The sequence below is a fragment of the Acinetobacter sp. NRRL B-65365 genome, from assembly GCF_001605865.1.
In the GTDB taxonomy this organism is placed as follows: Bacteria; Pseudomonadota; Gammaproteobacteria; order Pseudomonadales; family Moraxellaceae; genus Acinetobacter; species Acinetobacter vivianii.
Genome location: NZ_LRPD01000009.1, coordinates 13,864 through 29,902, shown reverse-complemented (window position 1 = coordinate 29,902; position 16,039 = coordinate 13,864). Strand labels below are relative to the sequence as shown.

Genomic DNA, 16,039 nt, shown 5'->3' with positions numbered 1-16,039 from the left:
TTTATAAAATATTTAAATAATCTTTTACTGAAAAAGCGAATAAATAGACATAAAAAAGCTGCTCGTATGAGCAGCAAAGTTTGAAAACAATCAAAAAAACGAATTATCTAGACATATCGCTAAAAATTAGCGAACCAGACATGGCTTTTTATTATTAAACGACCAGTTAGGAATTAAATATTGCATTGCATCGGCATCATTACGAGCCCCTAAACCTTTTAATTTATACAGTTCATGTGCTTGATTAATACGATCCCAGTCCAGCTCGACACCAAGTCCTGGAGCTGTTGGCACCTGAATTTTACCGTCCTTAATTTCAAGCGGCTCTTTCGTTAGCTGATCTGTACCTTCTTGCCAAATCCAGTGCGTATCAATTGCCGTTACCTTGCCTACCGCCGCGGCTGCAACATGGGTAAACATCGCAAGTGAAATATCAAAGTGATTATTAGAGTGCGAACCCCACGTTAAGTTATACATATTGCAGAGCTGTGAAACTCGAACAGAACCTTCCAATGTCCAGAAATGTGGATCAGCCAAAGGAATATCAACGGCTTGCAATTGAATACTATGCGACATTTCTCGCCAGTCGGTCGCAATCATATTGGTCGCTGTGGGTAAACCTGTGGCACGTTTAAACTCGGCCATAATTTCACGGCTTGAATAACCTTGTTCTGCACCGCACGGGTCTTCTGCATAGGCCAACACACCTTTAAGATGTTTGCCTAAAGCAATGGCTTCGTCTAAAAACCATGCCCCGTTTGGATCAAGCGTCACACGCGCTTCTGGAAAACGGCGCGCGATAGCTGTAACAGCTTCAGCTTCTTGTTCGCCCTGTAACACGCCTCCTTTTAATTTAAAGTCTTTAAATCCATAACGATCATAAGACGCTTCTGCTAAACGCTGCACAGCCTCAGGTGTTAACGCTTTTTCATGACGAACTTTATACCAATCATGGTTATGCTGAGGTGTTGTCGCATAGTCTAATGAAGTCTGTTTTCGGTCACCGATAAAGAATAAATATCCGAGAACTTCAACTTCACTACGTTGCTGGCCCTCGCCAAGCAAACTTGCGACATTCACATTTAAATGCTTACCCAGTAAATCAAGTAGTGCCGACTCATAAGCCGTTACAACATGAATTGTGGTACGTAAATCAAAGGTTTGATTGCCGCGGCCACCGCTGTCGCGGTCAGCAAAAGTTTGCTGAATTTTCTTGAGTAGATTTTTATATTCGCCAATCGGCTGCCCTTCTACCAAGGCTTTCGCATCATTTAAGGTCGCTAAAATTTTTTCTCCGCCTGGAATTTCGCCTACCCCAATATTTCCAGAATTATCCTCAATAATAAGTATGTTACGAGTGAAATATGGTCCATGAGCGCCACTCAAATTGAGCAGCATACTGTCATGCCCAGCAACGGGAATTGCTCGAATTGATTTAACGATAGGTGTAGAGGTCGCCATTAAAATACTCCTTGGCATATTTAGATTATTTTCATTTGTAGAACTTATAAGACATCATATGACTTGTCAATATAATGCGTCGAAAAATTATTTTTATCAGCCTACTTGCCAAAATAATATTTTTAATCATATGATGTCATACATCTAAGGCGCGGTTTAGAATAGGACTTTAGGATAGAGACAGAAATTTCATTTCTCCTTTATCCTATCGATGAATTTGACATGACGTCACCTATTTCACGGATATGCAAATAGGTCGATTATTAAAAGAGTTTGTATATGGATAATTTGCAAACAAATCTTGCTGCTGTAAGTCAGCCAAGAGCAAAACATAATAAAACGCGCTATTACATTTTAGCGATGATTTTTTTAGTTACTTCATTAAATTACGGTGATCGGGCGACGCTTTCGATGGCTGCCGCTCCGATGTCGCAAGAGCTTGGTTTAAGCACTGTGACCATGGGATATATCTTCTCTGCATTTGGCTGGGCATATGTCATCGGTCAAATTCCAGGTGGATGGTTACTCGACAAATTCGGTGCACGGAGAGTTTATTTCTGGAGCATTCTGCTCTGGTCATTTTTCACGATTCTCTTAGGTTTTGTTGATATTTTAGGTTCTATTCCTCTTATTATTGCTTCATTATTTATCTTACGTTTCTTGGTTGGATTATCTGAAAGTCCTGCATTTCCGGGCAATAGCCAGATTGTCGCAGCCTGGTTCCCAACTAAAGAACGCGGAACTGCCGCAGCGATATTTAACTCGGCTCAATATTTTGCCACTGTCATATTTGCACCATTCATGGGATGGCTGGTTGCCCATATTCATTGGCAATCTGTGTTTTGGATTATGGGTGGACTAGGCATTGTGATTGCTTTTATCTGGTTAAAAGTCATTTATAGCCCAGAAAAGCACCCTACGATTAACTCAGATGAGTTTAAATATTTACAAGCCGGCGGCGCCATTACCAGCATGGGTGAAAATCAGCTTAAAGTTGCAGATGAAAACAACAAGATGAATTTTAAAAATATTAAGAAACTGCTCTCTTCTCGTATGCTTCTCGGTATTTTTATTGCTCAATATTGTATTACCTGCTTAACCTATTTCTTTATTACTTGGTTCCCTGTTTACCTTGTAAAAGAACGCCAAATGTCAATTTTAGAAGCTGGTTTTGCGGCTGTATTACCAGCGCTTTGTGGATTTATTGGTGGTGTATTAGGCGGTGTAATTTCCGATAAACTTATCAAGATGAATAAATCTCTAACCTTCTCACGTAAATTCCCGATTATTTTTGGCATGCTGCTCTCAACCAGTATCGTGGTTTGTAACTATGTTGATTCGCAAACAGCCATCTTGTTCTTTATGTCACTGGCCTTTTTTGGCAAAGGTTTTGGTGCCTTAGGTTGGGCAGTCATGTCGGATGTTGCGCCAAAAGAAATGGTTGGTTTATCGGGTGGACTATTTAATACCTTCGGCAATACAGCGGGCATTGTGATCCCTATTGCGATTGGCTATATCATCAATTCGACAGGCTCTTTCAATGGTGCACTTGTTTTTGTAGGTATACATGCGGTCATCGCAATTATTTGCTACCTGTTTATGGTCGGCAAAATCCAGCGCTTCGAGTTAAAACCTACTTCTTAAAATTTTAGGTCATAACGTTTAAAGAAACTAAGCGTTATGACTCCCTCTTCAAATGTATACAAGGAACGATCATGCTGAAGCCTCTCCTCATAAAAATTAGTCCTCTTGATAATGTAGCCATTGTAGTGAATGACGGCGGTTTACCATCCTCTACACCTATTGAAGAATACCAACTCACCTTGGTTGATCATGTACCACAAGGACATAAAGTTTTATTAGTGTCATTAAAGCAAGGTGAAGCAATTGTTCGTTATGGGGAAGTTATTGGTTATGCCAATAAAGATTTACCCGCGGGTTCTTGGGTAAATGAAGCCGTTACCGAAATGCCTGAGGCACCTGAGCTAGACGATCTTGAATTAGCAACTCGTCCTGATCCCAAGCTTCCAGCCTTGAGCGGATATACATTTAAAGGTTATAAAAATAAGGATGGCAGCGTCGGCACAAAGAATATTTTAGGTATTACGACCAGTGTGAATTGTGTAGAAGGTATTGTCGATTATGTCGTTAAAATTATTGAACGTGATTTACTTCCTAAATATCCAAATGTAGATGGTGTAGTCGGATTAAACCATTTATATGGTTGTGGTGTGGCAATTGATGCACCTGCTGCAATTGTTCCTATTCGTACAATTCATAATCTTGCACTCAACCCTAATTTTGGTGGAGAAATTATGGTTGTGAGTCTGGGCTGCGAAAAAATGCAACCCGAACGACTTTTAAATATCCCTAAAGAAAACAAATATATTCCCCTAGCAAACGAAGATATTATTCAATTGCAAGATGAGCGTCATAACGGTTTTGAAAGTATGGTCAACCATATTTTATCCGTGGCAGAACAACACCTTGAAAAGCTTAATCAACGTACTCGAGAAGAAGTTTTAGCATCTCATTTGGTTGTAGGCATGCAATGTGGCGGCAGTGATGCATTTTCTGGAGTCACCTCTAACCCTGCCGTTGGTTTCGCAGCTGACCTGATTGTACAGTGTGGCGGTACAGTCATGTTCTCTGAAGTTACGGAAGTCCGCGATGGTATTCACTTACTCACTCCACGTGCAGCAAGTGAACAAGTTGCCAAAGATTTAATTCGGGAAATGAAATGGTACGATGACTACTTAGCAGCAGGCCAAGTCGACCGAAGTGCCAATACCACACCGGGTAATAAAAAAGGTGGGTTGAATAACATTGTTGAAAAAGCGATGGGATCGATTGCCAAATCAGGCCGCTCACCGATTGTAGAAGTTCTCGCACCGGGCCAAAGACCGACTAAAAAAGGTTTAATCTTTGCGGCAACCCCTTCAAGCGACTTTATCTGTGGTACGCAGCAAATGGCATCTGGTATTACCGTTCAAGTATTCACAACGGGTCGCGGGACACCTTATGGGCTGGCTGCCGTGCCGGTCATTAAAATGGCAAGTCGAAACAATATTGCAAACCGTTGGTATGACCTAATTGATATCAGCGCTGGCGATATTGCCATTGGGAAGAAAACCATTGAAGAAGTAGGTTGGGAACTTTTTGAACTGATTTTACAAGTGGCGAGTGGCGAGCAACAAACGTGGTCGGACCGTTGGGGTATTCATAACTCACTCGCTGTATTTAACCCAGCACCAGTGACCTAATAAAGTTTAAAAGATGAGGCATATCACCTCATCTTTTTCACATTTCCCATATTAATTACGACACATTTCCCTCAAACCAATCACTGCTGCTAAAATAATCCTGAAAACCAAGAACTCATTTGTATATGCAAAACCAGTCTGCTCCGACACAGCCCTCAACTCAAATTGGAAAAGCCTTGCTTTGTCTTTTGACATCAGCATTTTTGTTTTCCATTATGGGAGTGTGCATTCGTTTTGCGTCTCAAACTGTAGACAATGCCACAGTTGTGTTTTTTAGAAATGCAGTGGGTCTATTTATTTTTATCCCAATGCTGTTTAAACAAGGATTAGCCTTCGTTAAAACAGATAAACTCTGGATGCATACTTGGCGAAGTTTGGTGGGTCTTGCTGCAATGTATGGTTTTTTCTATGCCATTGCCAACCTAAAACTCTCCAATGCAATGGTTTTCAGTTATTCCTCTCCTATTTTTATTCCACTGATTGCATGGCTTTTTTTAAAAGAAAAAATCACTAAATCAATGATTTTTGCTGCTCTTATTGGGTTGGTTGGAGTTTTATTTGTTGCCAAACCCGACCAAGGCTTATTTAACGAATTGTCTTTTATTGGCATAGGTGCGTGCTTTTTATCAGCCATGGCCTTTGTTACCGTAAGAGCTTTAACCAGTACAGAGCCGCCTGAACGTATTGTATTTTACTTCTGCATTTTTGGTACTTTAATTTCCTCTATTCCAATGTTCTGGCACTGGCGTATTTTCACTTGGCACGAATTAAGCCTGCTCATTGCCGCAGGACTTTTAGCAAACATTAGCCAACTATTTATGTCATATGCTTATAGCTTGGCACCAGCAGGACAAATTGGCCCGATGAATTATATTGCTATTATTTTTGCAGGGATTTGGGGATTTATTTTTTGGCATGAATTACCCGATCTATTCAGCATTATTGGCATATGTATTATTTTATTTGCAATACTGCTTTGCAGCCCAAGATTTAGAAAGTAGTTAATTGATTGATATAGCGTTAAAAGTTCGAATGATCCATGATAAAAAATCATTAAACATTGAGAATAAATCCGTTGTACTCATCCTATAGTCTCTCTTATCTTTGAACCGATAATAAACAGCTAAAAGGACTTTTAAATGATTAGTTGGAATTACTCTAATGCTAGAGCACAACTATCCATGATTATGGATCAAGCAGTGTCAGGACAACCAGTTGAGATTACACGTCGGGGGCGCGAGTCTGCCGTTGTAATTAGTAAAGCATCTTATGAAGCTTATAAAAAAGCTGAATATGAGCAAATATGTCAAAAATCAAATGAAAAAAATTGATGAACTTAAAACTTTCATCCTTTCAGATAGGTTCGGTTAGTGCCTTTTTATCAGCTTTTTTATTCAGTACTAAAGCTATTTTTATTAAACAAGCTTATGCCATTACCTCTACTTTAGATGCAACTACACTCATGGTGATTAGAATGGCAAGTGCTTTACCATTCTTTTTACTTATATGCTGGATTGGTCGACATCATCTTAAAAATGTAAAGCTTAAAGATTGGTTTCTACTCACTCTGACTGGTGCTCTTGGTTACTACATCGCTAGTTGGCTCGACTTTTATGGCTTAATATTTATTAGTGCTTCTTTGGAAAGGATTATTCTCTTCTTATATCCAACTTTAACTGTTATCGCCTCCAGTATCATCTTCAAACAAAAACTTAATATTAAAGTCATCATTGCATTAATTTTAAGTTATGGGGGTACTGTTCTAGTTATGCTGCAAGAACAAAAGAACTTAACAGATCAGCATGACTTTTGGCTTGGCGCTAGCCTTGTCTTTGCAAGCGCTGTTGCATTTGCATGTTATCTGTTACTAACGCCATCACTAATAAAAAAATTTGGCTCCTTAAATTTAACTGGGCTATCACTGTCCGCAGCTTGTCTCTGTATTTTCATCCATTTTATCTCTATAAATCCTCATCCCCTTCAGCACTTAACTTCCTTACCACTTAGTATAATCTGGTATGGCGTTGGGCTAGGCATCTTTGCAACGGTCCTCCCGACCCTTTTGCTTGTGTTTAGTATTGAGCATTTAGGTGCAGCTCAATCATCAATTATTTCATCAGTTGGCCCTGTTTTAACTATTTTTCTAGCTATTTTGTTTTTAGATGAACACTTAAATTCTATTCAATGGATTGGATGTATTCTTAACATTATTGGAGTAATGGTCATTACTTTATCTAGAAATAGACTCAAGAACTAATACTCACCCAACCATAATAAAAACTCATTATTGCATGATAAATTATCACGCGAATATAACTTTAAAAACAATTATTAAAAAACTAATATTAAAATTATTTTAATCAGGCAAAACAAATGAACCGCCAGATTGCAACCAGTATGGGCATTTTAGCTTTATTACTCTGGTCAACTTTAGTTGGCCTACTCAGGCTATCTACAGAGATTTTTGGCCCAATTTATACAGTAACTTATGTCTACACTTTAAGTGCCATTCTTTTATATTTTTCTTATGGTTTACCTGACTTTAAAAAAACGTCTGCTAAATTTATGATTATCTCTAGCTCACTTTTTGTAATCTTTGAATTATGTTTTGCTTTTTCGATCACATTAGCAAAATCAGTTGAAAAGTCGATTGAAATGAATATCATTTTTAGCTTATGGCCAACCTTGATTATTTTAATGCTAGCGGTACTAAAAGAAGAAAAAATAAACTTTTTAACTATTTTTGGTATATTAATTAGTTTTTCAGGAATAGTTATGATTAACTATCATCCTAATCTTAACTTTATTGATAACTTTTATAAAAGTCCACTTAGCTATATTCTAATTTTCTTGGCTTCAATACTTTGGGCCTTTTATTGTATATATACCAAAAAACATAGTAATGGTACTAATGCTGTTTCTTTATACTTTATTCTGACGGCAATCGCTTTGTGGATTCTGACCTTTTTTACACAAGGGTTTAATTTGCCTCATGTCACTCATTTCACAAGCTATACTTTTATCCTGATCAATGCATTCTTTTTTGCGATGGGCTATCTCGCTTGGAATGTTGGAATCATCAAAGGGAATATGCCACTTTTAGTCATCCTATCTTATTTTTCTCCTATGCTCTCTTCTGCATTTTCAGTCATAGTCTTACATTCCACGTTATCTAATAATTTTTGGTATGGCGCAATTACCGTAACATTTGGCTCATTAATTTGTTGGCTTTCTACTCGTAAGAAACAAATTCACCACCCGAAATTAGCAATCTAAAATAAATAAGCCAAAGATGAACTTTGGCTTTATCTCTCTTTTTAAATTAGTCTTAAAACACCAGTTACTATCATGTCGACTGCTATTGTTCCAATTACTAAAGCAGCAAGACGACCTACGATATCAAAATAACGATCTATATACTTTGCATGTTTATAACGTAGGTGATCATGTGAAAACTTCATAACAATTAATACACTACACGTTAAAAGTAGTACTAAAGCTATAATTGCAGCTGCCTCTAAAATTGACATATGCATTCCAGTGACTACAGCAGCACTAATCGTGCCAGGTCCAATCATAAATGGCATTGCAATAGTCCCAGCCAAATGTTCAGGAGCCCCTCTCATTTCTCCAATCGTATCGGCCCCCTGGAATACATACCGATACCCTATTACTAGAAAAATTAGCCCTCCAAAAATAAGAAATGATTCAAATCTAACATTTAAATATTTATTAAAAATTGCTTCTCCTCCCCAAGCAAACAGCAGAAAAACTACATACGCAATAAGACTGCCTTGAATTAAAGCTTTATTAAAAACTTTCGTTTCTGTATGTCGTATTAAACCGATCATATAGATACTCATGAGGAAAGGATTGAGTAACGAAAAAAATAGAATAAAAGTACTGAGGTATGGTGAAGACATTTTTTGTTATCCTTAACAAGTTCAGGAAGTTAAAAACTTCCTGAACTGTAAATTATTAAGTTTTTTTGATATCGTTTAAAAGTTATAAACCAGCATTAGATTTAATAACTTATTCCACTTTCCATCATCACCTGCTGCTAGGGAGCTACCCGTTCCTCCAACAAACGGATCATTTTTACTCATTAAATATTCGGTATATAAAGAAACATTTTTATAGTCCCAAGCGACCCCAACAATATTGCGTTGTGAGTTATCAAAGCTATCTTCTTTCTTATTAAAACCACTAAAAACGATGTACGGCGTAACATTCAGCGAATCACGTACATTTTTAAATACGTAACTTGTATCGACTGTGTAGAAATAACCTTTGTTAGCAAGATCATATTCTCCGTCAAAAGATCCAAAAGTAGAGCTATCTGGACTTAAAGCATCCTTATTGTTAATTGATTGTCTTCCACCAGTGACGACAACATTTAAATTTTTATAATTAATGCGATTAAATAGTGCCCATGTATTTCTTGAGCCATCAGCTGAGGTTTTCTTATTTTCAATATCTGAGTACCAGTAACTTCCTCCTACTGATATTTTCAGATCATCTGTACTTAGAAATTTAAGATCTTGATCTACCCTTGCCATCCACATATTTTTTTCATTAAGATTCGTTTTTAATGGATCAGAAGATTTGACTACATTGGCAGTATATCTAGCAAAATCTTTGCTTTCTCCATGATAATTACCGCCATCAGTTGCAAAATATGCTAAATCAATTTTAGTGGCAGACGGTAATTCAAAGTGATAATTTGCCCCTAAATTTGAAGCGTCCTGTAAACCCATGGTGTTGTTAATACCAGCATAAAAGCTAGTATCCCAAAAACGACCTGGTCCAAATGGAATCGGTTGTACACCCACAGTGATATTATCCGTTGAATTTAAATGATATCCCGCATATCCATATACCAAAGTTGAAAAGTCGCAAAATGTATCGTATTGATAGCAGCGATATTCGACTTTTCCGAACCAGTCTGGTGATTCATAACCTAATCTTAAAATTGCTGCATCAAATTGAATTTTATGATCAGATGCATCTTCACCATAATTCTTATCTTGATAATTAGCGCGTAAAGCACCTGAAATAGTTAAAGCCCCTGTTTCACTATTGGCATCTCCTAAAGTTAAACCTGCCAATGCAGGGCATGCCAAACTTATAGACGCTAAGCTCAATCCAAGCTTCAAAAACACTTTTCTCATATACAATTCCTTGTTAAATCAATATTTGCAAAGAGCTAATCCTACTCTTTACTTGTTTTTTTCAGACGCAACTTCCTATTCAGGAAAGGTTCCTGAAATTAATAATTTTTAAACTTTTATGTAGATTGCCGTTGAACCTAAGTACTCATGAAAAAGTCCATCCACTTTGAGCTCTGTTTAAAAGTGGATGGATAGTTTTATTCAATCCTGTGTATTTCTTTCCAATTACCAGGATGTACTACATAACCAAACAATGCATGACCACCATAAATTAAGTCAGTTCCCTCAGGAATCCATAACATTTGTCCCGGCCGAACTTCATATTTTTGACCATTAGCAGTAAGTTCAAAACAGCCTTCAATTACAAAAATGACTTCGTCATAAAGTAATTTCCAGCTAACTTCAGCCCCTTCCCAGCGTGCAAATCCGATTCCCATATTCGGTGAAACATCTGCACCTAACGCTCTAGCAACATATGCCATCCCATCAGGAGTTTCACCGCGTAGGTTGAAAATCAATTGTTTACTATCAACTAAACGAACTTCACTCATCATCTTTTACCTTACAATTCACTACGACTACGCCACTTTTCAAATCGAATACGAGTCTTCACTCCAAGACCTAAAAATGGTTCAGGTGGATTTAGACTTGGCATACCCGTCACAAATTGAATATCACTTAGTGCTTGAGAGTCTGCGCCTACAACCAAATCAGCTAAAAGTGTTCCTGAAATTGTTCCCCAAGCTGCTCCAACACCATTGTCACAAGCACTTGCATAAACACCATCTTCTAATTCACCGAAGAAATTCGTAAAGTTACGAGAAATCGCGTAAACACCGCCCCAAGTATGAGTAAATGGCACATCAGCTAACTCTGGATAACGTGCTAAAAAGGCTTTACGATGATCTGCCTGTATCCAGTGACGATTATCATCACTGACATTGGCACCGTATTTCGGTACATGTTTATAAGTATTACGGATCAGGATACGACGATCTGCTGTCATACGTAATGTAGTTCCAGCATGATCTGCTGGTGTTAGTCCCCAATCTAACTCACCAAGATAAATATTCATTTCTTTGTCTGTCAGAGGGCGTGTCCAACTCGCAAAGGTCATGACGGGTAATAGGCGATTTTTCAAATATCCAAATTCACGCGTGAAAATACTTGTTGCTAGAAGTACCTTAGGCGTGGTGATCAGGCCATGATCACCTTCTAATACCCATTGACTATTATTTCTTTTTAAATCACGGATTGGTGATTGCTCTAATAATTCAACATTAGCTGGTAAATTATCCCCCATACCTCTTACTAAGGCTGCTGGTTGCATTAAGTAAGAACCTGAGGTAAAAATTGCACGACTATAAAAATCTGTCCCTAATACTTTTTTCAGCTCGGCCTTTTCAACCCAACGATATGGTTCACCTAAATCTTTCATCAAGTGTTCAAAATGATTGAGATGAGCTTCACCTCTTTCACCTACTGCACCTTGATATTTACCTGCTGCCGACCACTGACAATCAATATTATGGCGCTCTACTAAACCTTGTAATTGTGCAATTGCAGATCGGTTTAGACTTAACAACTTTTGCTTATGCGAAGGATCTGGATGTGATAATGCAAATTTATGGGGTAAATCAATTACAAACCCTGAATTACGACCTGAGGCACCTTCAGCCACACGCTGAGCATCCACTAGAATAATACGGGCATTTGGCTTGAGTTCTGCCAATCTACGGGCTGCGGCTAATCCTGCGAAACCCGCTCCAATAATGGCATAGTCTGCTTTTTGTGGACCGATTAACTTTTTAGCAGGACCCGCTGGCGGCAATGCCGCATACCAGCCACAAGTACTATCATCATTTGGTAAAGCAATCATTTTGTTATTCCTTTAACTTAAACTGTGGATGAACACGAATCTAGTTTTTCAAGCCACTCAGTACGATGATGTTGTAATTGACGTCCGAGTAACGCGAAGCCTGTTAACTTGCCTTGTTCATTGTAGAAACCCGCAGCTAACTCGCCATCATGTTGTTCCACTCTCCACTCACCTGTCCCCATTGCAGGTAAGACTGATAACGGCAAAATTGGAGTTTTTACTAAAACTGGTGTTGATTTCAAATCCGCAGCAGTTGACTGACCTAAAAGGTTATTCACTAAAGCTGGTAATGCTTGCGTGATTGGATTGATATAAGGTGCCCACTGACCGTTCACTTCTGCACAATCACCTAAAGCAAAAATTGCTGGATCACTACTACGGTGATCTAATCCCGTACAAATTCCGCGTGCTGTTTCTAGACCAGCGGCTTGAGCAAGTGCAATATTTGGTCTTAAACCGACTGCACTTAATACCAAGTCAGTTTCAACGGATTGACCATCTTGGAGAGTTAATTGGTAACGCCCATCTGCAGATTGAATAGAACGGATACTATTTTGTAATTTCCACTCTACGCCTAACTCACTTAGCGCATTTTGTAGAGCATGTCCTAAAGGTTCTGGAATAAGACGTTCCATCGCCCATTTACCTAGCCCAACAACTGTAACTTTGACGCCATGTGCAGCTAAATCATTAGCGAACTCACAACCAATGAGACCATCCCCAAGAATTGTGACGTGTTGTTTATCTGATAATTGCTGACGGAAACGGCGATAATCCGCTAGATCATTTACGCTTAATGTTGCCGTAGAATCACCATCAATAGGAATGATAACTGGCGTTGCGCCTGTAGCCAGTACAAGTCTACCGTAAGGATAATCACCAATTGTGGTTTGAAGCTTTTTATTAGCCCGATCAATATGAGTCACTTTTGTATGTGGATAAACACGAATATTTAAGCGTTGTTCCCAACTAAGAGCGGTCTCACGGACTAAACTTTCACCGTCTTTACCTAATGCTAAAGCATTAGATAAAGACGGTTTGCTATATAAGGCACCATCATCGGCAGTAAATACAGTAATAGACAAGTCTGGAGATTGTGCACGTAAAGTTGAAGCCACTTGATAGCCGGCATGGCCGCTACCAATAATCACAACGGGTTCAATCACTGCAGCTGCTGCCACTTGAGGAATTTCGTCCTCTTCAACATCTGTGATATCGAGCATTTCAAAATCAGCTTTACCCACTTGACACTCTGGACACATCCAGTCATCAGGGATATCTTCCCATTTCGTTCCTGGTGCTATCCCATCATCAGGCCAGCCTTTAGCTTCATCATAGATCCAGCCACAGACAATACATAACCACTTTCTCATCTTGTCTATTTCCTTATTTCTTACAAATTACACGCTATGCTTCAAACGAATACCGATATTGCGAGTTTGAACATAACTGTAGATGGCTTCCTGCCCTTTTTCGCGACCAAAACCAGATAAGCCCACACCACCAAATGGTGTTTCGATTCCGCCAGCAAACCATTCATTAACAAATACTTGGCCTGCAATAAGACGATTTGCTACTCGAAGTGTCTGATTCAGATTTTCACCAAATACACCAGCTACAAGGCCAAAGTCCGTACCATTTGCGATTGCAACTGCTTGGTCTTCATCATCAAAAGGCATGATCACCATGACAGGACCAAAAACTTCTTCTTGAGCAATCGACATGCCATCTTTTGCTTCAATAATCGTTGGCAGGACGAAGTAACCTTCTAGATCTGCTGCTTTACCGCCCGTTAGAACTTTTGCACCTTCTTCACGCGCTTTATCAATCATGGCAAGAATTTGTTGCTGCTGATCTTTAGAGACAACAGGTGTAAGTTCCGCATTATTTTCGCCAATACCCACCGTCAGGCTTTCTGCCAGATTAACGACAGCAGCCTTAACTTCTTCATAACGACTACGATGTACTAATAACCGAGACATTGCTGAGCAGACTTGCCCTGAGTTATAAAAAATTCCAACTTTAACGCTACGTAGTAACTGCTCTAAATCAACATCTGCAAAAGCGATTGCAGCAGACTTACCACCTAACTCCATTACAGAAGGTGTCGCGCGTTCAGCCGCATCTTTCAAAATGCGTTGGCCTGTTGGTACAGAGCCAGTAAATACAATCTGGTTCGTATCTTGGTGTTTAACCAGATGGGTTCCAACTTCTGACCCTTTACCACACAGTAAATTTACTGCACCTTGTGGAAAACCAGCTTTCTCAATTGCTTTAATGAGTAAAACCATTCCTAAAGGAGAAACTTCAGGTGACTTAATTACGACCGCATTGCCAGCTGCTAAAGCAGGTGCAAGCGAGCGAGCGCAAATTGATACAGGGAAGTTCCACGGTACGATTTGAACCGATACACCCATTGGAATATATGAAGTGAAATCTACATAATCTTTACCTAGAGGTACTGAGATTCCTTCAATTTTATCTGCCATACCCGCGTAGTATTCGAAATAGCGCGCTGCTTCATCGAATTCTTCACGTGCCGTATCAACATTTTTACCGTTTTCACGGCAAAGAAGTAATGCGCCTTCGTCAGCAATTTCACGAATCGCTTCTGCTGCTTTTAACATCCAAGTTGTACGTTGTGCAGGGCGTACATCAGTTAATGCACCACTATTCACACAACGTCTAGCTGCAGCCATTGCAGCATCAGCATCTTCAATACTTGCACGAGCTACTGTTGCAAAAACTGTATCTGTTGCTGGGTTGATAATTTCCAATTGGCGAGAAGCATCTCGCCATTGGCCATCAACATAGTTGAGGTAATGTTGCATATTAAGCCTCCAATGCTTTTTTAGCTTGGCTTGCTAACCATTTTTGGAAGAAGTGTGTTGGCAAATCCATTTCAGGAGAGAAAACGCCTCCGCCAAAACCAGGTGAATGACGGCCTTTTTGCATGGTTTCAACCGCAAATACATCTTCAGCAAATACAACTTTCCATGATTCTAGAGTTGCTTCACGACATGCATCATATTTAGGATCTAATGATTCATCACTCACGTAATACAAACGTAATTTTTCAATGGTTTGCTCTGGAGCAATTGGGTCAATCATCATTGCAAATGCATGATCAGCTTGAATTCCTAATAATACGTTCGGGAAAACAGCGACATATTCCGCATGACGCAATTGGTCTTCTGGCCAGCTTGGGAATTTTGGCAAATGTGTGCCCGCTGTAGCTGACAAGTTATATTTATAACTACCCTGACCAGCGAAGCGATCTTCGAACATAATGTTGTAATGATCTTCAAGTTTTGAATAGGTATTTAGCGCTGGGTGTACCCAAGGTAAGTGATAAGCTTCGCAGTAATTTTCAACTGTAAGTTTCCAGTTACTTTTTACAGGTAACTCAAAAGTTGAGCCTATTTTGCTACTGCGAATAAGCTCTAAACCGTTTTCACCGAGGAAAGGCTTCCAACGCTCCACTAATGGCGCAATATGATCTTCGAAAGCTGGTGCATCACCAGAAATATTTACGAAGACCATATCCATCCAGATCGCAGAACGGAGTGCTTTTAAACCATGTTTTTCACATTTAAAGCGTTCATCTTTATGCTGGTTAATGCCACCAACATGTGGAGTACCTTTTAAGTTACCGTTTAAGTCGTAACTCCAAGAATGGTATTGGCAACGAATTACACCTTCAATCGTGCCTTCTTGTTGCACCAAAATCATACCACGATGGCTACAAACGTTATGGAAAACTTGAATTTCCCCTTCCCGATTACGCATCATTACAAGAGGCATACCCATGAAATTAACAGGTTTCACATAGCTCTTTTTAGGTAAATCAGAAGCAAAACCTACACAAACCCAAGTTTTACTTAAAATATTGTCTCGTTCAAAATTAAAATATTCGTTACTGGTATATGCTAAATTAGGCATACCATTTGATTCAGTAATTGGATTTAAAACATTGTCTACTTGCTGAACTGTAATTAGTTGCTGGCTTACTCGACTATTCATCTGGCAATCTCCATTTATTTTGAATAACGCAGTGCTCCCTGCGTTGGCATTAACTATTCGTTAGCACCCAGTGCTGCTTAATAAAGATTGTGTAAAACGTGATGAAAAGTGACAAACTACTTTTTAGCTAGGTATCTATGAGTTTTTATCATGCTAGATAAATATGACTTTTAGGCGATTAGAACTTTTATAAAAAATAGTTGTGCATGATAAAAACTCACTGATTAGTGAGAATAAATCAG

Annotated in this window: 14 protein-coding genes and 1 pseudogene; 6 read left to right on the top strand and 9 right to left on the bottom strand. The window is 39.0% G+C overall.

Features of this window, described 5'->3' with window-relative positions; genetic code table 11:
* Nucleotides 1-126 precede the first annotated feature (126 nt).
* Nucleotides 127-1,461 (bottom strand): glucarate dehydratase, encoded by a 1,335-nt coding sequence (gene gudD / locus AWW72_RS05815; protein WP_005256465.1) that lies wholly within the window; start codon nucleotides 1,459-1,461, stop codon nucleotides 127-129.
* Between the two features lie 279 nt (nucleotides 1,462-1,740).
* Between gudD and AWW72_RS05810 the strand changes: the two genes are divergently transcribed.
* From AWW72_RS05810 to yddG, 6 genes are all read left to right on the top strand, one after another.
* Nucleotides 1,741-3,105, top strand: coding sequence for an MFS transporter (locus AWW72_RS05810; protein WP_062846697.1), 1,365 nt, complete (start codon nucleotides 1,741-1,743; stop codon nucleotides 3,103-3,105).
* Nucleotides 3,106-3,176: 71 nt separating this feature from the next.
* The gene (garD, locus tag AWW72_RS05805) at nucleotides 3,177-4,724 is read left to right on the top strand and encodes a galactarate dehydratase (RefSeq protein WP_062846696.1); all 1,548 of its coding nucleotides are present in this window, start codon (nucleotides 3,177-3,179) and stop codon (nucleotides 4,722-4,724) included.
* Nucleotides 4,725-4,849: 125 nt separating this feature from the next.
* Complete coding sequence (locus AWW72_RS05800) at nucleotides 4,850-5,725, top strand: DMT family transporter (RefSeq protein WP_062846695.1); 876 nt, start codon at nucleotides 4,850-4,852, stop codon at nucleotides 5,723-5,725.
* A gap of 138 nt (nucleotides 5,726-5,863) precedes the next feature.
* A complete protein-coding gene (locus AWW72_RS05795) occupies nucleotides 5,864-6,055 on the top strand; it encodes a type II toxin-antitoxin system Phd/YefM family antitoxin (protein WP_005256459.1) in 192 nt (63 codons plus the stop codon).
* Nucleotides 6,055-6,981: a DMT family transporter gene (locus tag AWW72_RS05790; protein WP_062846694.1), complete on the top strand. Its 927-nt coding sequence runs from the start codon at nucleotides 6,055-6,057 to the stop codon at nucleotides 6,979-6,981. Before AWW72_RS05795 ends, AWW72_RS05790 begins: the two co-directional genes overlap by 1 nt.
* A 116-nt stretch (nucleotides 6,982-7,097) precedes the next feature.
* Entirely contained in the window at nucleotides 7,098-8,000 is a 903-nt protein-coding gene (gene yddG / locus AWW72_RS05785; RefSeq protein WP_062846693.1) for an aromatic amino acid DMT transporter YddG, read from the top strand.
* A 41-nt stretch (nucleotides 8,001-8,041) separates the two neighbouring features.
* Here yddG and AWW72_RS05780 read toward each other — a convergent pair whose 3' ends face one another.
* From AWW72_RS05780 to AWW72_RS05750, 8 genes and pseudogenes are all read right to left on the bottom strand, one after another.
* On the bottom strand, nucleotides 8,042-8,647 hold the full coding sequence (locus tag AWW72_RS05780) for a MarC family protein (RefSeq protein WP_062846692.1): 606 nt from the start codon (nucleotides 8,645-8,647) through the stop codon (nucleotides 8,042-8,044).
* A 75-nt stretch (nucleotides 8,648-8,722) separates the two neighbouring features.
* Complete coding sequence (locus tag AWW72_RS05775; RefSeq protein ID WP_062846691.1) at nucleotides 8,723-9,895, bottom strand: hypothetical protein; 1,173 nt, start codon at nucleotides 9,893-9,895, stop codon at nucleotides 8,723-8,725.
* A gap of 197 nt (nucleotides 9,896-10,092) precedes the next feature.
* Nucleotides 10,093-10,446, bottom strand: a complete 354-nt coding sequence (locus tag AWW72_RS05770) for a EutQ-related cupin domain-containing protein (RefSeq protein ID WP_062846690.1) — start codon at nucleotides 10,444-10,446, stop codon at nucleotides 10,093-10,095.
* An 11-nt stretch (nucleotides 10,447-10,457) separates the two neighbouring features.
* Nucleotides 10,458-11,774 carry an NAD(P)/FAD-dependent oxidoreductase gene (locus AWW72_RS05765; RefSeq protein WP_062846689.1) on the bottom strand — a complete coding sequence of 439 codons (1,317 nt, stop codon included), beginning with the start codon at nucleotides 11,772-11,774 and terminating at the stop codon, nucleotides 10,458-10,460.
* Nucleotides 11,775-11,791: 17 nt separating this feature from the next.
* Nucleotides 11,792-12,997, bottom strand: a complete 1,206-nt coding sequence (locus tag AWW72_RS05760; protein ID WP_249409152.1) for an NAD(P)/FAD-dependent oxidoreductase — start codon at nucleotides 12,995-12,997, stop codon at nucleotides 11,792-11,794.
* A pseudogene (locus AWW72_RS19615) lies at nucleotides 12,986-13,147 on the bottom strand (rubredoxin); the annotation flags it as partial. The gene AWW72_RS05760 and the pseudogene AWW72_RS19615, both read right to left, overlap by 12 nt.
* Before the next feature lie 27 nt (nucleotides 13,148-13,174).
* On the bottom strand, nucleotides 13,175-14,605 hold the full coding sequence (locus AWW72_RS05755; RefSeq protein WP_005256448.1) for an aldehyde dehydrogenase family protein: 1,431 nt from the start codon (nucleotides 14,603-14,605) through the stop codon (nucleotides 13,175-13,177).
* A gap of 1 nt (nucleotide 14,606) precedes the next feature.
* The gene (locus AWW72_RS05750; RefSeq protein ID WP_062846687.1) at nucleotides 14,607-15,797 is read right to left on the bottom strand and encodes an aromatic ring-hydroxylating oxygenase subunit alpha; all 1,191 of its coding nucleotides are present in this window, start codon (nucleotides 15,795-15,797) and stop codon (nucleotides 14,607-14,609) included.
* Nucleotides 15,798-16,039 lie beyond the last annotated feature (242 nt).